Below are 19,215 nucleotides of genomic sequence, written 5' to 3' on the forward strand. Positions count from 1 at the left end.
AGCCAAGTGAAAGCTCCGAACGTCACCTTCCCGCTCCGCCTGTCGACGTGGGGGCGGATCGCCGGTCTGACGGCGGTCGCGCTGCTCACGCTCGGCCCGGTCATCTGGACCGTGTCCACGTCGCTGCGCGCCCCGGCCGAGTCCTTCGACCTGCCGCCGCAGATCATTCCGTCGCACGCCACGACGCAGGCCTACCACCAGGTCTTCGCGCAGATCGACGTGTGGCTGCTCGCGCTGAACTCCACGCTGGTGACCGCGCTGGTCGCGGCCGGCCAGATGATCACCGCGGGGCTCGCCGGGTATGCCTTCGCGCGGCTCGAATTCCGGTTCAAGAAGCCGCTGTTCGGGCTCGTCCTCGCGACGATGATGGTGCCGGTGCAGGTCACCATCGTGCCGGTGTTCCTGGTCCTGAAGTCGATGGGCCTGACCGACACACTGCTCGGCCTGATCGTCCCGGCCTGGCCGACCGCGTTCGGGACGTTCCTGATGCGGCAGTACTTCCTCGGCATGCCGAAGGACCTCGGCGAGGCCGCGATGATCGACGGGGCCGGGCCGTGGCGGATCTTCCGCTCGGTGTACGCGCCGCTGGCCGCGCCCGGCCTCGCGATCGTCGGCGTGCTGGCCTTCAACTACCACTGGAACGAGTTCTTCCGGCCGCTGATCCTGGAGACGTCGACGCAGAACTTCACCCTGCCGCTCGGCCTGGTTTCGCTCCAGGGCAACCTCGGCACCGGCTCCATCTCGGTCGTCCTGGCCGGAGTGGTGCTCTCGATGATCCCCGCCGTCCTCGTCTTCGCCGTGGGGCAGCGGCCGCTGCGCGAGGGCATCACGTCCGCCGGAGTCAACAGGTGAGTGTGGAACGTCAGTTGAGCGATACGTCGATGAACGCGGGGGAATGGGGCGGTCCGGTCGGCGATCCGCACGCCCCGCGCCACCGGATCCGCCCGCCGGCCAACTGGATCAACGACCCGAACGGGCCCTTCCGTTGGCGCGGCCGCTACCACGTCTTCTATCAGCACAACCCCGACTCCCCCACGCACGCGAACGTGCACTGGGGTCATGTCTCCAGCCCGGACCTCGCCCACTGGACCCACCATCCCGTCGCCCTCACACCCACCCCGGGCGGCCCCGACGAGGCCGGCTGCTGGTCCGGGTGCGTGGTCGACGACGACGGCGTGCCGACCGCCGTCTACACCGGGATCGACCGGCATCACACGGGCCTCGGCACGATCTGTCTGGCCCAAGCCGCCCCGGACGACGACGAGTTGACGCGGTGGACTCCCTTGCCCGCGCCCGTGGTGAGCGGGCCTCCGGAGGGGCTCGGCGTGACGATGTTCCGCGATCCGTTCGTGTTCCGGCACGAGGGGCGGCGGTGGGCGCTGGTCGGCGCGGGCCACGCCGACGGCACGCCGTCGGTGCTGCTGTACGACTGCGAGGACCTGACGTCATGGCGGTTCACCGGGGTGTTCCTCGACGGACACGACCCGGTGGCCGCCGAGGCGTTCGGGGACGAGGCGGTCGGCTGGGAGTGCCCCCAGCTCGTCGAGACGCCGGACGGGGACTGGGTGCTGCTGCTGTCGCTGTGGTCGGGGGATCCGATGTCCACCGGATATCTGGCGGGGCGTCTTGCCGCTGACGGGGAGGGCGGGTTGAGGTTCCGGGCCCGGGCCGGCGCGCGCCTTGATCACGGCCGCGACTTCTACGCCCCCGCCGTCCTCCAGGACCGCGAGGCGGGCCGGGCCCTGGTGTGGGGCTGGGCCTGGGAGGCCCGCGGGCAGCGCGAGGCGGAGGCGGCGGGGTGGTCGGGGGTGCTCACGGCGCCGCGGGTCCTGGACACGCGCCCGGACGGCTCGCTGCGGGTCGCCCCTGCGCCGGAGCTCGAACTCCTGCGGCGGCGAAGGCTGTCGCCCGGATCAAACGGGACGCGCAGACCGCTCCCTCACGCGTACGAGGTGGAGATCGCGGCCCGCGCCCGCACGACGGTGACGCTCTGGCGCTCGGCCTCCGGCGCGGAGGTGACCGTATGCCTGGACCCGGCCGCGGGAACCGTCGCGCTCGACCGTTCGGCGTGGCCGCGCGAGCGGGCGGACGGCGCCTCCGGTCCGCTCACGCTGACCGCCGGGCGCCCGGGGCGGGACCACGTGTGCGCCCGCATCCTCGTCGACGGCTCCCTGCTGGAACTGTTCGCCGGGGACCGCGCCGTGGCGACGGAGCGGATCTATCAACGCGCCGATGACGTACGGGAGTTGGCGGTGCACGGCGACGGCGCCGAGGTCACGCTCTGGGAGATCGGCGACGGGGCCCACTGACAGCGGGCGCTGTCGGTCTCCGCCTCCTCAGCGGCCGGCCGGCGGTGCCCCCACCGACGCGCGGCTGACCAGCGGGCATTCGACACGCCGCACCTCGACCTTCGGGGCGCTGCGCGTCTCGATCGCGTCGAGGAGCAGGCGCGCCGCCGACGCGCCCATCGCGCGGTGCGGCAGGGCGACCGTCGACAGGGGCGGATGGAGGTGGGCGGCCATGTGCTCCTGGTCGTCGTAGCCCACCACCGACAGGTCGCCCGGCACGTCGATCCCGAGCCGGGCCGCGGCATGCAGCACGCCCGCCGCGACCCGGTCGTTGTAGCAGACGACGCCGGTGGGCCTGTCCTGCGGCGCCACCCCGTCGAAGAGGCGCAGGGCGCCTTCGTACCCGGCGGAGATCTCGCCCCCGGTGCGCACGATCCACTCCTTGCCGACCCGCTCGCCGACCGTGCGCAGCGCGTCGCGGAAGCCCCGCAGGCGCTCCGCGGAGGCGATGTCGTCGAGCCCGCCGACCAGGGCGATCCGGCGGTGTCCGGCGTCCAGGAGGGCCTTGGCGGCGGCCCGGCCGCCGGCGCGTTCGGCGGGGATCACGGCGGCCAGCGAGTCGTCCTCGGGCAGGCAGTTCGCGAACACGGCGTACGTGCGGTGCAGCCCGGCAGGAACGCGGGCGCGGCGCAGCGACATGGCCGCGTAGATGATGCCGTCGACGCGCCGGTCGAGGAGTTCGGCGACCGCCGCGTCCTCCTTGGCGAGGTCGCCGCCCGAGTCGACGCTGAGCACCAGGTGCTCGGCCTGCCACGCCGTCTCCATCGCGCCACGCACCAGCGCTCCGGCGAACGGGGTCGAGGCGATGTGGTCGGTGACCAGGCCGATCACGGCGGTCCTGCTGCGGCGCAGGCCGCGGGCGACGGCGTTGGGCCGGTAACCGAGCTGCTCCGCCGCCTTCCTGATCTTCTCCTGGGTCGCGGCCGACAGATTGCCCTCGGCACGGCCGTTGAACACGAAGGAGACCGCGGTGTGCGAGACCCCGGCGAGCCGGGCGACATCCCGCGACGTCGGCCGCTCCGACCGGTCCCCGCCTGCCCCCGCGCTGCTGCTCTCGCCCTTGCCCATACGTGCCGCCGCTCTCCCGTCCCCCACACAACCAGGGCGCCTCGCGTGCGGCGCCGACTTGATCAGCCCACCCTATCGACGCGGTCGCCGTCGCTGTGCGGTGCAGGTGCGGGCGTGCACGCAGGCACGGGTGCGGGCGTGGGGGCCGCCCGGCCGCGCGCACCCCCACCTCGCCCGCCCCGCGCACCACCTCGGCCTCGTACGTCCCACGCGGCGCCGGACAGATCTTCTCGGTCAGCGCCGCTCGTTCGTTCAGGAAGACCTCGGACAACGGCCCGTCGACGAGGACCCGCAACCGCGCACCCGTCCCCGGCGGCACGGTCGCGACCGCGTCGTCCGTGCACGACAGCGAGTGCGACGACGCGGCGGGGGCCGGCCTGATGTCCCGTACGGATGACGGATGTCAGGCAGTCACCAGCGACGCGCGGATCCGGTCGACGGCCCGCACGATCTCGTCCCGGTTCCCCGCCCGCTTGACCCAGACCGGAAGGCGCGCCACCAGGGTCATCTTCCGCCCGTGGTCGTACCAGGGCGCCCGCTCCCGCAGCGTCGCCTCGGCGAAGCGGCGGATCAGGTCGAGGTGTTCGAGGTCGTACGCCCACAGCCACCCGTGCCGGGTCTCGGTCTGGAGCCACAGCGGCAGGCCGAAGTACGGATCCGTCGCGGGACCGCTCGTGCCACGGGCGAGCGCCACGCACCGGCCGCTCCACGTCCGCGACAGCCCGCAGTTGAGGCAGACCAGACGCCGCGGCCTGAACAGTGACAGGACTTGGGGACCCGGCTCCCGCGGCGCGGGCACCACGCGCGCGGCCTTCTCGCAGGCGGGGCAGCGCACCATGACCGAGTCGAGGAAGTCGTACGTGGTGCTGCGCGGGTCACGGAACCGCCGTGCGGGCTTGGCCATGCGGTGAGTATGCGGGCGCGCTGATGGCCGCCGCATCCCGGTTTCGGCGCCGGCCGGTCAGCCCGCGCTCACCGGCAGCACATCCGGCGACAGGGCCGCCGCGTGTGCCGACGCGCTCGTCATGCGCCTGCGGTGGTGGCGGCGGCACAGCACCTCGTAGCCGACCTCCTCCGCGGGGCGGTCCACGTCGCCGATGACGACCTGGGCGCCCTCGACGACCATCTCGCCGCCCACCGTGCGCGCGTTGTGCGTGGCGCGCTCGCCGCACCAGCACATCGCCTCGACCTGCAACGCCTCTATGCGGTCGGCCAGTTCGATCAGGCGCTGCGAGCCGGGGAAGAGGCGGGTGCGGAAGTCCGTCGTGATGCCGAAGGCGAAGACGTCCAGGTCCAGGTCGTCGACGACGCGGGCCAGTTGGTCGATCTGTTCCGCGGCGAGGAACTGGGCCTCGTCCACGATCACGTAGTCCACCTTGTCGCCGCGCGACAACTGCGCCACCACATACGCGTACAGGTCGAGCCCGGCCCCTGCCTCCACCGCGTCGGTCACCAGGCCGAGCCGTGACGACAGCTTGCCCTCGCCGGCCCGGTCGTCCCGCGTGAAGATCAGGCCCTTGAGCCCCCGCGCCGAACGGTTGTGCTCGATCTGGAGCGCCAAGGTGCTCTTTCCGCAGTCCATCGTTCCGGAGAAGAACACAAGCTCGGGCATGGGGTGTCGAGCACCTTTCGGGTTGTACGGGACGGAGGTCGGGGGGTCAGGAACGCACTTCGAGCAGCGGGACGAGCTGCTCCGCCGGGGTCATCGAGCCGTGGTTGCCGACCATCGCCGACTCCTTCGGCTCGTTCTCGGACGCGATGATGACCACGTCGTCGCGGGCGGCGGCGATGACGTCGCCGAGCCGCTCGTACACGCGCCGGTCGACCTGCGGCCCGAACCAGCCCGCGGCGATCGCCTCGTCGCGGCTCGCGATCCAGAACTGCTCGCCGAGCACCTCGCGCCAGACGGCGAGCACGTCGCTCTGCGCGCCCGGTACCGCGTACACATGGCGCGCGCGGCCCTCGCCGCCCAACAGGGCGACGCCCGCCCGCAGTTCCCAGTCCGTGTCGAAGTCGATACGGGACTGCTCGTCGAAGGGGATGTCGAGCATGCCGTGGTCGGCGGTGACGTACAGGGCGCTGCGCGGCGGCAGTTGCTCCGCGAGGCGCTGGGCGAGCCGGTCGACGTACATGAGCTGGCCGCGCCAGGGGTCGGAGTCGACGCCGAAGCGGTGCCCCTTGCCGTCGACCTCGCTGTAGTACGTGTAGACCAACGACCGGTCGCCCGCGGCCAGTTGCTCGGCGGCCAGGTCCATGCGGTCCTCGCCGGACAGGCGCCCGTGGAACGTGCCGCCGCTGAGGGCGACCTTCGTGAGCGGCGTCGTCTGGAAGGCGGGCGCGGACACCTGCGCGGTGTGCACGCCCGCGTCGTGGGCGCGCTGGAAGATCGTCGGGTACGGCTGCCAGGCCTGCGGTTTCGTCCACGGGATCCAGCGGAGCTGGTTCATCAGCTCGCCGGTGTCCGGGTTGCGCACGGTGTAGCCGGGCAGGCCGTGGGCGCCGGGCGGCAGTCCCGTACCGACCGAGGCGAGGGAGGTCGCGGTGGTGGCCGGGTATCCGGCGGTGATCGGCCGGCCGGTGCCGCCGCGCGAGGACGCTATGAGCGAGCTGAGGAAGGGCGCCTCATCGGGGTGGGCCTTCAGCTGCTCCCAGCCGAGGCCGTCGATGAGGAAGACGCACGCGCGGTCGACCGGAGCGAGCTCCGGGATCGCGACCGTGCAGTCGGGGACGCCCAGGTGGGAGCCGAGGGTGGGCAGCAGGTCGGCGAGGGATCCTGAGCCGTATGCCGGGACGGGTGCGGAGTGGACGGGCAGCGGCTCTACGTCGTCCCAGGCGGCCTGCGTCATCAGCGTCCCGCGTCCGCGATGGCCTCGGAGAGCGCCTGCGCGAAGGCGAGCGCCTGGCGCACGGTCTCCGGACCGTCACCGGCCTCGCTGACGCGCAGGCTCAGGTCGTCGGCGGTCGAGCTGCCGGTGTAGCCGTGGTCCGCCTCGCAGTTGGGGTCGCCGCAGGCCGCGGGCTCCAGGTCGATGCGGGAGACGGCGCCCCAGCCGATGGTGAGGACGACCTCGCGCGGCAGCGTGCCCGGCACGTACTTCTCCGGATTGGCGACGACGCGGCTGAGCACGACCGAGGAGATCCGGCCGATCTTCACGGACTCCGTGGACGTCGTCGCGTACGGCGTCGGGGAGGTGGTGTCGGCCGCCTGCTCGTCGGTGTGGCTGACGATGAAGCGGGTGTCGGTCAGGACCAGGACGGTGACATGACGACGGACCTCGTTCGCGTCGAACGTGGTCTCCTGGTGCACGAGGTACGACGACATGGGCTCGCCGCCGACCGCGGCTTCCACCGCCTCGGCCACGAGGGCCGGGTAGTAGCCGCTGCGCTCGATCGCCGCTCGTAGCCCTTGGGTCGTCGTACTGGTCTTGGCCATGTGGTCCATCCTAAGGCCCGGAAAGAGGCTGCCGTTGCCCCTGTGGATAACTCTGCGTGAGGACGCCGGGCGGCTTCGGTCAGTACGCGACGGGCAGGGTCCGCGGGCCGAGGTCGTCGCGGGCGGGAGGCGGCGCGAGCCGGACGGACGCGCCGAGCACGGTCAGCCCGTGCTGGGCCACCACGACCGGTTCGAGGGCGACACCGACGACCTCGGGGTGGTCGTCGACGAGGCGGGACACGCGTTGCAGGAGCTCTTCGAGCGCGGGCGTGTCGACGGGGGCGCTGCCGCGCCAGCCGAACAGGATCGGCGCGGTCTTGATGGAGCGGACGATGCCCTGGGCGTCCCGGTCGGTGACCGGGATGAGGCGGTGCGCGGTGTCGCCGAGCAGTTCGGACGCGGCGCCGGCGAGACCGAAGGAGAGCACGGCTCCGGCCGCCGGGTCGATCACGGCCCGTACGACGGTGTCGACACCGCGCGGTGCCATCGCCTGCACGACGGGCCGCAGCTCGGCCGGCGCGCCGAGCCGCTCGCACAGCTCCTCGTAAGCGCGCCGCAGCTCTCCTTCGTTGGCGAGGTCGAGGCGTACGCCACCGAGGTCGGGGCGGTGGCGCAGGTGCGGGGCCGTCGTCTTCAGGGCGACCGGGTAGCCGAGCGTGCGCGCGGCCGCGGCGGCCTCGTCGGGGTCGGGCGCGGGCAGCGTCGCGCGCACGTCGACGCCGTAGCGGGCGAGCAGGGCGCGGGCGGCGTCCGGGGCGAGCTCCGTGCCGCGCGGGTCGTCCTCGCCGGCGAGCAGTTCGGTGATGAGGGTGGCGGCCCCCGCCTCGTCGATGTCGTCGTACTCCGGCACCTTGCCCGGCTCCGCGGCGTCGCGCCGCCACTGGGCGTACTTGGCGACCTCGGACAGGGCACGCACGGCCCGCTCGGCGGCGGGGTAGGCGGGGATGAGGCGCCGGGTGCGCTCGGGGGCGTCCTCGGCGGCGGGCGCGGGGCGGGCGGCGGGCTGCGCGCCCGGCGCGTTCGGACCCGTGCTCGCCGCGGCGGACAGGGCCTCGGCGAGGCCGCCCAGCTCCACGTGGACGACGAGCACCGGCTTCGTGGGCACGGTCGCGGCGGCGGCGCTCAGGGCGGCGGCCAGCTCGGCGTCCTCGGTCGGGTCCTCGCCCACGGTGGGCATGGCGGTGACGACGACGGCGTCGGTCTTGTCGTCCGCGAGCGCGTCCTCCAGGGCTGCGCGGAAGTCCTGTGCGGAGGCTCCGGTGGTGAGGTCGCGCGGCGGCTTGGGCCGCAGTCCTTCGGAGAGGCACACGTCGTAGGTGAGCAGGCCGAGCGACTCCGAGTTGCCCAGGATGGCGACGCGCGGTCCCGCCGGGAGCGGCTGGCGCGCCAACAGGAGCCCCGCGTCGACGAGTTCGGTGATGGTGTCGACCCGGATGACCCCGGCCTGGCGCAGCAGGGCGGAGACGGTGGCGTACGGGAGGCGGGTGGCCCGTACCGCGTGCCCGGTGGGGGCGATCCCGCTGTGCCGCGCTCCTTGCACGACCACGAGGGGTTTCGCGGCGGCGGTGCGGCGGGCGAGGCGGGTGAACTTGCGCGGGTTGCCGATCGATTCGAGGTACATGAGCGCGACGTCCGTGTCCGGGTCGTCGTACCAGTACTGAAGGACGTCGTTGCCGGAGACGTCCGCGCGGTTGCCCGCGGAGACGAACGTGGAGACGCCGGTGAGGCCGGTGACGCCCCCGCCGCGCCGCTGGAGTCGCGCGAGGAGGGCGATGCCGATGGCGCCGGACTGGGCGAACAGGCCGATGCGGCCCGCGCGGGGCATCTCGGGCGCGAGCGAGGCGTTGAGCCGTACGCCCGGGGAGGTGTTGACCACACCGAAGGCGTTGGGACCGACGATGCGCATCCCGTAGGAGCGGGCCTGGCGGACCAGCTCCCGCTGGCGCTCGCGTCCTTCGGCGCCGCTCTCGGCGTATCCGGCGGAGATGACGACCAGGCCCTGGACGCCGCGCTCGCCGCATTCGGCGACGACTTCGGGGACGTACGGGGCCGGGACGGCGACGACGGCCAGGTCGACGTGGTCGGCGGGGTCGATATCGCGGACGGAGCGGTAGGCGGGGACGCCGTCGAGCTCCTTGAAGTCCTCTGGGTAGGCCTTGTTCACCGCATACATGCGGCCCGTGAAACCGGCGTCCTTCAGGTTGTCGAGAACGCTGCGGCCCACTCCACCGGGTGCACGCCCCGCGCCGATCACGGCGACCGATCCGGGCGCGAGGAGACGCTGCACGGAACGGGCCTCGGCGCGCTGCTCGCGGGCGCGCTGCACGGCGAGGGACGCCTCCGTGGGCTCCAGGTCGAACTCCAGGCGGACGACGCCGTCCTCGAAGCTGCGCTTCTGGGTGTACCCGGCGTCCGTGAACACCTTGATCATCTTGGTGTTGGCGGGCAGCACCTCCGCGGCGAACCGGCGGATGTCGCGCTCGCGGGCGACGGCCGCGATGTGCTCCAGAAGGGCGGACGCCACACCGCGCCCCTGGTGGGCGTCCTGCACGAGGAAGGCGACCTCGGCCTCGTCGGCCGGCATGGAGGCGGGCATGCCCTTCGCGTCGATCCGGTCGTAGCGCACCGTCGCGATGAACTCGCCGCCCACCGTGGCGGCGAGCCCGACCCGGTCCACGTAGTCGTGATGGGTGAAGCGGTGGACGTCCTTGTCGGACAGCCGCGGGTAGGGCGCGAAGAAGCGGTAGTACTTCGACTCGTCCGAGACCTGCTCGTAGAAGCTGGTCAGGCGCTCGGCGTCCTCGGTGGTGATCGGCCTGATCCGCGCGGTGCCGCCGTCGCGCAGCACGACGTCGGCCTCCCAGTGGGCGGGGTAGGCGTGCCGGTCCGACGGGGTCTCCATGCCGCAAGGGTAGGGCGGGCCACCGACAAGCGGGCAGTGCGCGCACGGGTCGCGTCGGGCGCGTGGGGAAGGCAGGCTATGGAGGGCCGAACGGCCGTGCGCGCAAAGGACCTGGGTCCGCGTCGAGCACGTTCGCCGGTGTGTGAGAATGGTCTAGACAACCGTGAGACACCTGAAGGGCAGCATCACATGGCTGAGCGCCGCGTCAACGTCGGCTGGGCCGAGGGCCTCCACGCCCGCCCCGCCTCCATCTTCGTCCGCGCGGCCACCGCGTCCGGCGTCCCCGTGACGATCGCCAAGGCTGACGGCAACCCGGTCAACGCCGCCTCCATGCTCGCGGTGCTCGGCCTGGGCGCCCAGGGCGGCGAGGAGATCGTCCTGGCCTCCGACGCCGAGGGCGCGGACGCCGCTCTCGACCGTCTGGCGAAGCTGGTCGCCGAGGGTCTCGAGGAGCTCCCCGAGACCGTCTGAGCCGTCGCTCGCAGCAATAACAGCGGAGCCGCGCGATTCCCCCCGGGGCGCGCGGCTCCGCTGTTTTGCTTTCCCCCTCCGGCCGCATCTGCATTTACGTACGACAGAATGCGCACCGGAAATCGAAGGGCAGCGTCAATTACTCCGCGGCCCATTCGACGAATAGTGCACTTCTTTGTATACGGCTCCCCTGTTAATGGCGGAGCCCTGCTGTGTTTACGGGAGGTTGCAAAGTCCTCACACGCTCGCCCGCGCGGGGGACGCGCAGCCGGTGGGCCGCCGTGGCCCGCTCGGTGTGCAGGGCGGTCAGAGTGCGGGCGCGCTGCGCGTCACCGCGCGCCACGGCGTCGACGATCGCGCCGTGCTCCGCCCAGGACTCGGCGGGCTGGGCCGGCGTCTCCACGGCGTACATCCAGGCGATCTTGTGGCGGAGCTGGGTGAGCAGGGTGATCAGGCCGGGGCTGCCGGAGGCCTGCGCGAGCGTCTCGTGGAACCAGCCGCCCAGGGAGCGCAGATCCTCGCTCTGACCTCGCCTGGAGCGCTCCTGGCCCAGCCTGACCAGGCCGCGCAGGACCTTCAGGTGGGCCTCCGTGCGGCGCTGCGCCGCGCGGGCCGCGCCCAGCGGTTCGAGCAGCATCCGGATCTCCAGGAGGTCGGCGGCCTCCTGCTCGGTGGGCTCGGCGACGCACGCGCCCGCGTGGCGGCGCGTGACGACGAACCCCTCCGCCTCCAGGGTGCGCAGCGCCTCGCGGACCGGCACCCGCGAGACTCCGTAGCGGCGCGCGAGCAGTTCCTCGGTGAGTCTGCTGCCGCGCTCGTAGACCCCCGCGACGATGTCGTCGCGGATCGCCGTGCATACCGAGTGCGCGGGAATGCGCATGACCCGACCTCCGCCTTAATCCCCGCGAAACGCGGTCGATTGACGCCCCTGCAAGCGCGATTGACGCTCGATCAGCGCGCTTGCCATGTGACTCTATTCCACCGTCCTTGAATTTCCGACGGCAGCCCTGAATCCATGGATATTTTTTGGACAGGAGCGGCGTGCACACGCGAAAGCCCCGGCTCGGCGAGCCGGGGCTTTCGTGAGGTCGTCCGAACGGGTCAGCCGTCAGACACTGACGCCGTGCGAGCGCAGGTACGCGACCGGGTCGATGTCCGAGCCGTACTCGGGGCTCGTGCGGGCCTCGAAGTGGAGGTGCGGGCCGGTGACGTTGCCCGTGGCGCCGGAGAGGCCTATCTGCTGGCCCGGGGTGACCGACTGGCCCACGGAGACGCCGATGGACGACAGGTGACCGTACTGGGTGTACGTGCCGTCGTTCATCTTGATCACGATGTTGTTGCCGTACGCGCCGCCCCAGCCGGCCTCGACGACGGTGCCGGAGCCGACGGCGTGCACCGCGGTGCCGCTCGCGGCGTGGAAGTCGATGCCGGTGTGGCTGCCGGAGGACCACAGGCCGCTGCTCGCCTTGTAGGCGGTGGAGACGTACGAGTTGGAGATGGGCGCCACGTAGGTGTTGAGGCGCTTGCGCTCGGCCTCACGCGCGGCGCGCTCCTTGGCCTCGCGCTCCTTCTTGGCCTTCGCCTCGGCGGCGCGCCTCTCGGCCTCGGCCTTCTTCTGGGCCTCCTCGGCCGCCTTCTTCTCGGCGGCGGCTTCGGCGGCGGCCTTCTTCTGCGCGGAGGCCTGTGCGTCGATCTGGTCGGCCAGGGAGTCGCCGATGGCGATGGCCTGCGTCAGGCCGTTCTGGTCGGCGGCCGCGGAGTCTGCGGCGAGAGCGGGGGCGGCGAAGCCTCCGATGACACCGGTCGTGGTGAGCGCCGCGACGCCCGCGACCTGCGCGGTGGTACGCGTGAGACGGCTCGGACGACGGTGCTTCCCGGTGGCACGGGTGAACGCCATGAAGGGGTTGATCCTTTCCTTCCCTCTCGCCTACCGGGTTAGCTGACGGGTTCGGAGCAGGAAGGTCTCCTACGGGCTCCCTCCCCTCGCGGGAAGAGCGCCCGATTCACCCCAGGGACTGCGGTGGGTCCCCGGCTCCCCTGGCTCGCGCCATGGGGGACTCGGCGATGACTGTCCGGTGTCGCGGGCGCGACGTGTGTCTGGCGGACAGCCGGACCGACGCTAAGCGGGACATCTTTCAATCAACAAACGGATCCCGGCTTTTGTAGTGCATGCCACAGAGCAGACAGGCAACCTCCGCCTCAATTCGGACATATGCGATCGATAGCTAGTCGAGAGGCGGACAACTGCGGACGTGAGCGACACCACGAAGCCCCGGTGGCCTATGCGGCCACCGGGGCTTGCGGTCTCCTGCGGGTCGTCCGGGTCAGCCGGTGACGACGCTCACCTCGCCGATCCCGAGCGCCTTGACGGGCTCCTCGATCTGCGCGGCGTCGCCCACCAGGATCGTCACCAGACGGTCGGCCGGGAAGGCGCTCACGACCGCCGCAGTGGCCTCCACGGTGCCCGTGGCGGCGAGTTGGCGGTACAGCTGCGCCTGGTAGTCGTCCGGCAGGTGCTGCTCGACCTGGTCGGCGAGCGTGCCGGCGACGGCCGCGGCGGTCTCGAACTTCAGCGGGGCCACGCCCACCAAGTTCTGCACCGCGGTGTCGCGTTCGGCGTCCGTGAGGCCCTCCGCGGCCAGCGTGCGCAGGACCTTCCAGAGGTCGTCGAGCGCGGGCCCGGTGTTCGGCGTGTCCACGGACCCGCTGATGGCGAGCATCGCGGCGCCCGTGCCGTCCGGCGCCGAACGCAGCACCTGGGCGAAGGAGCGCACTCCGTAGGTGTAGCCCTTCTCCTCGCGCAGAACCCGGTCGAGGCGCGAGGTGAGGGTGCCGCCGAGGCAGTACGTGCCGAGGATCTGCGCGGCCCACACGCGGTCGTGCCGGTCGGGTCCGATGCGGCCGATGAGCAGCTGCGTCTGCACGGCGCCCGGGCGGTCCACGATGACGACGCGTCCGGTGTCGTCGGCGGTGACCGGCGGGACCGGGCGGGGCTCGGTGGTGTCGCCGGTCCAGGCGCCGAGCGTGTCCCCCAGGAGGGCGTCGACGTCGACGCCCGTCAGGTCGCCCACCACTACGGCTGTAGCGGTGGCAGGGCGTACGTGCTTCTCGTAGAAGGCGCGTACGGCGGCCGCGTCGATCGCGGTGACGGTCTCCTCGGTGCCCTGGCGCGGGCGCGACATGCGCGCGCTCGCCGGGAAGAGCTGCCGGGAGAGCTCCTTGGCCGCGCGGCGGGCCGGGTTGGCGCTCTCGTGCGGGATCTCGTCCAGGCGGTTGCGCACCAAGCGCTCGATCTCGCTGTCGGCGAAGGCGGGCGCGCGCAGGGCGTCGGCCAGCAGCGCGAGCGCCTTCGGGAGCCGGGAGACGGGCACTTCGAGGGAGACGCGGACGCCGGGGTGGTCGGCGTGCGCGTCCATCGTGGCGCCGCAGCGCTCCAGTTCGGCCGCGAACTCCTCGGCGGAGTGCTTGTCGGTGCCCTCGTTGAAGGCACGCGCCATGATCGTGGCGACGCCGTCGAGCCCGGCGGGCTCGGCGTCCAGGGGCGCGTCGAGGTTGACCTCGACGGCGACGACCTGCTGGCCCGGGCGGTGGCAGCGCAGCACGGTCAGGCCGTTGCCGAGGGCACCGCGCTGCGGGGCGGGGAACGCCCACGGCTTGGCGGCGCCGGCCTGCGGCTGGGGGTGGAAGTCCATGGTCGCGAGCTGCTCGGTCACCGGCCCGCCTCCTCGTCGCTGTCGTCGTCGGTCTCGGCGGGCGCCGTGGGCTCGTACACGAGGACCGCGCGGTTGTCGGGGCGCAGGCGGGCCTTGGCGACCTCCTGGACCTCCTCGGCGGTCACGTCGAGGACGCGCTGTACGGCGGTGAGGGCGAGCTGCGGATCGCCGAACAGGACGGCGTAACGGCACAGTTCGTCGGCACGGCCCGCGACCGTGCTGAGCCGGTCCAGCCACTCGCGCTCCAACTGGGCCTGGGCGCGCTCCATTTCCTCGGGCGTGGGGCCCTCTGCGGCGAACCGCGCGAGCTCCTCGTCGACGGCGGCCTCGATCACCGGCACCTCGACGTCACCGGACGTCTTCACGTCGAGCCAGCCCAGGGACGGCGCCCCGGACAGGCGCAGCAGACCGAAGCCGGCGGCCACGGCGGTGCGGTCCCGGCGTACGAGGCGGTTGTAGAGCCGCGAGGACTCGCCGCCGCCGAGCACCGTCAGGGCGAGGTCCGCGGCGTCTCCCGCGCGCGTGCCGTCCTCGGGGAGCCTGTATGCGGCCATCAGGGCGCGCGCGGGCACGTCCTCCTCGACGACCTCGCGCAGTTCCTCGCCGATGATCTCCGGCAGCGAGCCGTCGCGCGGGGCGGGCTTGCCGTCGTGGCCGGGGATGGAACCGAAGTACTTCTCGACCCAGGCGAGCGTCTCCTCGGGGTCGATGTCGCCCACCACGGAGAGCACCGCATTGTTGGGCGCGTAGTAGGTGCGGAAGAAGTTCCGCGCGTCTTCAAGGGTGGCCGCGTCCAGGTCGGCCATGGAGCCGATGGGCGTGTGGTGGTATGGGTGGCCCTCGGGGTACATCAGGGCGGTCAGCTTCTCGAACGCGGTGCCGTAGGGCACGTTGTCGTAGCGCTGGCGGCGCTCGTTCTTGACGACATCGCGCTGGTTCTCCATGGACTCGTCGTCCAGGGCCGCGAGCAGCGAGCCCATGCGGTCGGCCTCCAGCCACAGCGCGAGCTCCAGCTGGTGGGCGGGCATGGTCTCGAAGTAGTTCGTACGCTCGAAGCTCGTCGTGCCGTTGAGAGAGCCGCCCGCGCCCTGGACCAGCTCGAAGTGGCCGTTGCCGTGCACCTGCTTCGAACCCTGGAACATCAGGTGCTCGAAGAGGTGAGCCAGGCCCGTACGGCCCTTGACCTCGTGGCGCGAGCCGACGTCGTACCAGAGGCAGACCGCGGCGACCGGGGTCAGGTGGTCCTCGGAGAGCACCACGCGCAGGCCGTTGGCCAGCCGGTGCTCGGTCGCTGTCAGGCCGCCGGAGCCGGCCTCGGCGGTGGCCGTGTGACCCATGGGCATGTACGTCCCTTCGATCGCGGAGAACGCAAAATACGCAGCAAACCACAGAACTGCTGCCAGTCCTGCCACTGTATGCAAGCGTGCTGACCCCTGACGAAGTTCCCGCTCCGGCTACGCCGTAAGCGAGCAGGCGACCCTCGTGAGGACTGCGAAGCACCCCGTACGGACGGGTCGCGAGCAGCGTTGTCAGTGGGGCGGTCCACAATGGTCCGCGACAGTTCCCGTTCATGTATCTGTTCATGTACCTGTTCATGTTGGTGAAGGAGCCGCAGCAGCGATGGCCCGCCGCAGCACGAAGACCCCGCCGCCCGACGACTTCGAGGAGAAGATCCTCGACATCGACGTGGTCGACGAAATGCAGGGCTCCTACCTGGAGTACGCGTACTCGGTCATCTACTCGCGCGCCCTGCCGGACGCCCGGGACGGGATGAAGCCCGTCCATCGGCGGATCGTCTACCAGATGAACGAGATGGGCCTGCGCCCCGAGCGCGGCTATGTGAAGTGCGCCCGTGTCGTCGGCGAGGTCATGGGTAAGTTGCACCCCCATGGCGACGCGTCGATCTACGACGCCCTGGTGCGCCTGGCCCAGCCGTTCTCCATGCGCGTGCCGCTGATCGACGGCCACGGCAACTTCGGCTCGCTGGGCAATGACGACCGCCCGGCCGCCATGCGATACACCGAGTGCAAGATGGACGCCGCGGCGTCCCTGATGACCGACTCGATCGACGAGAACACGGTCGACTTCACGCCGAACTACGACGGGCAGGAGCAGGAGCCGGTCGTCCTCCCGGCCGCGTACCCGAACCTGCTGGTGAACGGCACGTCGGGCATCGCGGTCGGCATGGCGACGAACATGCCGCCGCACAACCTGGGCGAAGTCATCGCGGCAGCCCGGCACTTGATCAGGCACCCGGGCGCCGACCTCGAGACGCTCATGAAGTTCGTGCCGGGCCCCGACCTGCCCACCGGCGGCAGGATCGTCGGCCTGACCGGCATCAAGGACGCCTACGAGACGGGCCGCGGCACCTTCAAGATCCGCGCGACGGTCTCCGTGGAGAACGTCACGGCGCGCCGCAAGGGCCTCGTCGTGACCGAACTGCCCTTCGCGGTGGGCCCCGAGAAGGTCATCGCGAAGATCAAGGAACTGGTCGGCTCGAAGAAGCTCCAGGGCATCGCCGACGTCAAGGACCTCACCGACCGCGAGCACGGCCTGCGCCTGGTCATCGAGATCAAGAACGGCTTCGTGCCCGAGGCCGTCCTGGAGCAGCTCTACAAGCTGACGCCGATGGAGGAGTCCTTCGGCATCAACAACGTGGCACTGGTGGACGGTCAGCCGCTCACGCTCGGCCTCAAGGAGCTCCTCGAGGTCTACCTGGACCACCGCTTCACCGTGGTGCGCCGGCGCAGCGAGTTCCGCCGCAGCAAGAAGCAGGCCCGCCTCCACCTGGTGGAGGGCCTCCTCGTCGCCCTGGTCGACATCGACGAGGTCATCCGTCTCATCCGCTCCAGCGACAACAGCGCGCAGGCCAAGGAGCGCCTCATCGAGCGCTTCTCGCTGAGCGAGATCCAGACGCAGTACATCCTGGACACGCCGCTGCGCCGACTCACCAAGTTCGACCGCATCGAGCTGGAGTCCGAGCGCGACAAGCTCAACGGCGAGATCGACGAGCTGACCGGGATCCTCGACTCGGACACGGAGCTGCGCAAGCTGGTCTCGTCCGAACTGGCCGCGGTGGCCAAGCAGTTCGGCTCCGACCGGCGCACGGTGCTCCTGGAGTCCGCGGGCGCGCCGGTGGCCGCGGTCTCGCTCCAGGTGGCCGACGACCCGTGCCGCGTCCTGCTCTCGTCGACGGGCCTGCTGGCCCGCACGGCGAACGGGGCGCCGTTCACCGACGACGAGGACGGCAAGCGCGTCAAGCACGACGTGATCGTCTCCGCGGTGCCGGCGACCGCGCGCGGCGAGGTCGGCGCGGTCACCTCCGCGGGCCGCCTGCTGCGGCTGAGCGTGATCGACCTGCCGCAGCTCCCGGACACGGCGGCCACGCCGAACCTCTCCGGCGGCGCTCCGATCTCCGAGTTCCTCTCCTCCCTGGAAGCCGACGAGACGGTCGTCTGTCTGACGACGCTGGACGAGTCGTCCCCCGGCCTCGCCATCGGTACGGAACAGGGCATCGTCAAGCGCGTGGTGCCCGACTACCCGTCCAACAAGGAGGAGCTGGAGGTCATCACCCTCAAGGACGGTGACCGGATCGTGGGCGCCGTGGAGCTGCGCACCGGCGAGGAGGACCTGGTCTTCATCACGGACGACGCCCAGCTCCTGCGCTTCCAGGCGAGCATCGTGCGCCCGCAGGGGCGGCCCGCGGGCGGCATGGCCGGCATCAAGCTGGCGACCGGCGCGAAGGTCATCTCGTTCACGGCGGTCGATCCGGCGGCGGACGCCGTGGTGTTCACGGTGGCGGGCTCGCGCGGCACGCTCGACGACTCGGTGCAGACGACGGCCAAGCTCACACCGTTCGACCAGTACCCGCGCAAGGGCCGCGCGACCGGCGGTGTGCGCTGCCAGCGGTTCCTGAAGGGCGAGGACTGCCTGAGCCTGGCCTGGGCGGGCGCGGCGCCCGCGCGCGCGGCGCAGAAGAACGGCACCCCGGCCGAGCTTCCGGAGATGGACCCGCGCCGCGACGGCTCGGGCCTCTCGCTCCCGAAGACGGTGTCGGTGGTGGCGGGGCCCGCCTAGAGCTCCGGCTCCGACTCCGGCCCGTCCTCGTTCTGCACGTAGCGGAGAACGCCCCACATGCTGTGCTCGTCCACGGCGTGCGGGGCGTCGCTCGTACAGGCGTCGAGTTCCTTGCGCAGCCCTTCCGTGTCGATGCCCGCGCCGATGAGGACGAGCTGCGTGAGCCGCTCCTCCGATCCGGCGGGCCACGGTTCGGGGTAGAACCGCAGGAACCGTCCGACGGCGTGCACGGCATACCGGTTGCGCCCGTCGGCGGCGCCGAAGTCGACATATCCCTTGATGCGGTAGAGCCCCTCGGACCGGCGGTCGAGGAACTCCATCAACCGGCGCGGGTCCATGGGTACTTCAGAGGTGAACGCGATGCTCTCGTAGGCGGCGTGCAGATGCTCCGCATGTGCTTCGGACGCCTCAGCCGCATCGGACGCGTCGTCGTGCCGGTGCAGGTCGTCGAAGGACAGCTGTCCGATCCGCTCCTCCGTGGGACGGCAGTCGAAGAGCAGCTCGGGGTCGATGCGCCCGTACGACGCGGACACGACGGCGGCCCGCGCGGCAGCCGCGCGCACGGTGCTCAGCACCCGCTCCCGCTCGCTCTCCCCCACCCGGTCGCCCTTGTTCACCACGACGAGGTCCGCGATCCCCAGGTGCCGCTCCACCTCGGGGTGCTTCTCGCGCGTGGCGTCGAACTCGGCGGCGTCGACGACCTCGACGAGACCTCCGTACACGATCCGCGCGTTCTCACTGGCGAGGACCATGCGCACCAGTTCCTGCGGTTCCGCGATGCCGCTCGCCTCGATCACGATGACGTCGATGGCATGACTGTCATTGACGGGGCGAGTCAACTTGTCCAGATACTCGTCAAGTTCACTCGCGTCCACGGCGCAGCACAGGCAGCCGTTGCCGAGCGACACCGTGGAGTCGCCGAGCTGCCCGGCGACCGCCATGGCGTCGATCTCGATGGCTCCGAAGTCGTTGACGATCGCTCCGATACGGGTGCCTCCGCTGCGGTGCAGGAGGTGGTTGAGCAGGGTGGTCTTCCCTGACCCGAGGAAGCCCGCGAGGACGACGACGGGGATCTGCTGCGGGTTCGCCTTGCTCGACGTGCTCAACGCGCGACCTCTCTCACGCCGAAGCGTGCACCGGCTCGGGGACCGGCTCTCGTACGGAGAATGAATGCCGCCCCAGGATACGAGCGCGTAGAAAGGC

Annotated in this window: 15 protein-coding genes and 1 riboswitch; of the genes, 4 read left to right on the plus strand and 11 right to left on the minus strand. The window is 71.6% G+C overall.

The annotated features are described in order from the left end of the window. The first annotated feature begins 6 nt into the window (after positions 1-6). Together AB0L37_RS14940 and AB0L37_RS14945 are read left to right on the plus strand one after the other, a co-directional pair. Entirely contained in the window at positions 7-852 is an 846-nt protein-coding gene (locus tag AB0L37_RS14940; RefSeq protein WP_365504463.1) for a carbohydrate ABC transporter permease, read from the plus strand. A gap of 29 nt (positions 853-881) precedes the next feature. Beyond that, on the plus strand, positions 882-2,309 hold the full coding sequence (locus AB0L37_RS14945; RefSeq protein ID WP_365504660.1) for a glycoside hydrolase family 32 protein: 1,428 nt from the start codon (positions 882-884) through the stop codon (positions 2,307-2,309). Between the two features lie 27 nt (positions 2,310-2,336). Here AB0L37_RS14945 and AB0L37_RS14950 read toward each other — a convergent pair whose 3' ends face one another. The 6 genes from AB0L37_RS14950 to AB0L37_RS14975 all read right to left on the minus strand — a co-directional run bounded on the left by AB0L37_RS14950 (position 2,337) and on the right by AB0L37_RS14975 (position 9,751). Further along, positions 2,337-3,416: a LacI family DNA-binding transcriptional regulator gene (locus AB0L37_RS14950; RefSeq protein ID WP_365504465.1), complete on the minus strand. Its 1,080-nt coding sequence runs from the start codon at positions 3,414-3,416 to the stop codon at positions 2,337-2,339. A gap of 403 nt (positions 3,417-3,819) precedes the next feature. Continuing rightward, on the minus strand, positions 3,820-4,320 hold the full coding sequence (locus AB0L37_RS14955) for a hypothetical protein (RefSeq protein ID WP_365504467.1): 501 nt from the start codon (positions 4,318-4,320) through the stop codon (positions 3,820-3,822). A 57-nt stretch (positions 4,321-4,377) separates the two neighbouring features. Then, positions 4,378-5,028: a thymidine kinase gene (locus AB0L37_RS14960; protein ID WP_365504469.1), complete on the minus strand. Its 651-nt coding sequence runs from the start codon at positions 5,026-5,028 to the stop codon at positions 4,378-4,380. Between the two features lie 46 nt (positions 5,029-5,074). Next, positions 5,075-6,262 (minus strand): nucleotide pyrophosphatase/phosphodiesterase family protein, encoded by a 1,188-nt coding sequence (locus AB0L37_RS14965; protein WP_365504471.1) that lies wholly within the window; start codon positions 6,260-6,262, stop codon positions 5,075-5,077. Continuing rightward, positions 6,262-6,849, minus strand: coding sequence for a DUF5998 family protein (locus AB0L37_RS14970; RefSeq protein WP_365504473.1), 588 nt, complete (start codon positions 6,847-6,849; stop codon positions 6,262-6,264). Before AB0L37_RS14970 ends, AB0L37_RS14965 begins: the two co-directional genes overlap by 1 nt. Before the next feature lie 79 nt (positions 6,850-6,928). Next, positions 6,929-9,751, minus strand: a complete 2,823-nt coding sequence (locus AB0L37_RS14975; protein ID WP_365504475.1) for a GNAT family N-acetyltransferase — start codon at positions 9,749-9,751, stop codon at positions 6,929-6,931. A 189-nt stretch (positions 9,752-9,940) separates the two neighbouring features. Between AB0L37_RS14975 and AB0L37_RS14980 the strand changes: the two genes are divergently transcribed. Continuing rightward, positions 9,941-10,222 carry an HPr family phosphocarrier protein gene (locus AB0L37_RS14980; RefSeq protein WP_003981826.1) on the plus strand — a complete coding sequence of 94 codons (282 nt, stop codon included), beginning with the start codon at positions 9,941-9,943 and terminating at the stop codon, positions 10,220-10,222. 193 nt (positions 10,223-10,415) lie between these two features. On the opposite strand, the gene AB0L37_RS14985 is transcribed toward AB0L37_RS14980, so the two are convergent. The 4 genes from AB0L37_RS14985 to AB0L37_RS15000 all read right to left on the minus strand — a co-directional run bounded on the left by AB0L37_RS14985 (position 10,416) and on the right by AB0L37_RS15000 (position 15,272). Next, a complete protein-coding gene (locus AB0L37_RS14985; RefSeq protein ID WP_365504477.1) occupies positions 10,416-11,102 on the minus strand; it encodes a GntR family transcriptional regulator in 687 nt (228 codons plus the stop codon). A gap of 228 nt (positions 11,103-11,330) precedes the next feature. Then, positions 11,331-12,119 (minus strand): M23 family metallopeptidase, encoded by a 789-nt coding sequence (locus tag AB0L37_RS14990; protein WP_365504479.1) that lies wholly within the window; start codon positions 12,117-12,119, stop codon positions 11,331-11,333. 12 nt (positions 12,120-12,131) lie between these two features. After that, a riboswitch (cyclic di-AMP (ydaO/yuaA leader) is annotated at positions 12,132-12,296 on the minus strand. A gap of 250 nt (positions 12,297-12,546) precedes the next feature. Next, positions 12,547-13,914, minus strand: a complete 1,368-nt coding sequence (locus tag AB0L37_RS14995; protein WP_365504662.1) for a pitrilysin family protein — start codon at positions 13,912-13,914, stop codon at positions 12,547-12,549. Between the two features lie 17 nt (positions 13,915-13,931). Further along, positions 13,932-15,272, minus strand: a complete 1,341-nt coding sequence (locus tag AB0L37_RS15000; protein ID WP_365504481.1) for a pitrilysin family protein — start codon at positions 15,270-15,272, stop codon at positions 13,932-13,934. A 283-nt stretch (positions 15,273-15,555) separates the two neighbouring features. On the opposite strand from AB0L37_RS15000, the gene AB0L37_RS15005 reads away from it, so the two are divergent. Next, a complete protein-coding gene (locus AB0L37_RS15005; RefSeq protein WP_365504483.1) occupies positions 15,556-18,012 on the plus strand; it encodes a DNA topoisomerase IV subunit A in 2,457 nt (818 codons plus the stop codon). Here AB0L37_RS15005 and AB0L37_RS15010 read toward each other — a convergent pair. Beyond that, entirely contained in the window at positions 18,009-19,118 is a 1,110-nt protein-coding gene (locus tag AB0L37_RS15010; protein ID WP_365504485.1) for a GTP-binding protein, read from the minus strand. The genes AB0L37_RS15005 and AB0L37_RS15010 overlap by 4 nt on opposite strands. Positions 19,119-19,215: the final 97 nt, after the last annotated feature.

It is taken from the genome of Streptomyces sp. NPDC052225 (genome assembly GCF_040679615.1).
Lineage (GTDB): Bacteria > Actinomycetota > Actinomycetes > Streptomycetales > Streptomycetaceae > Streptomyces.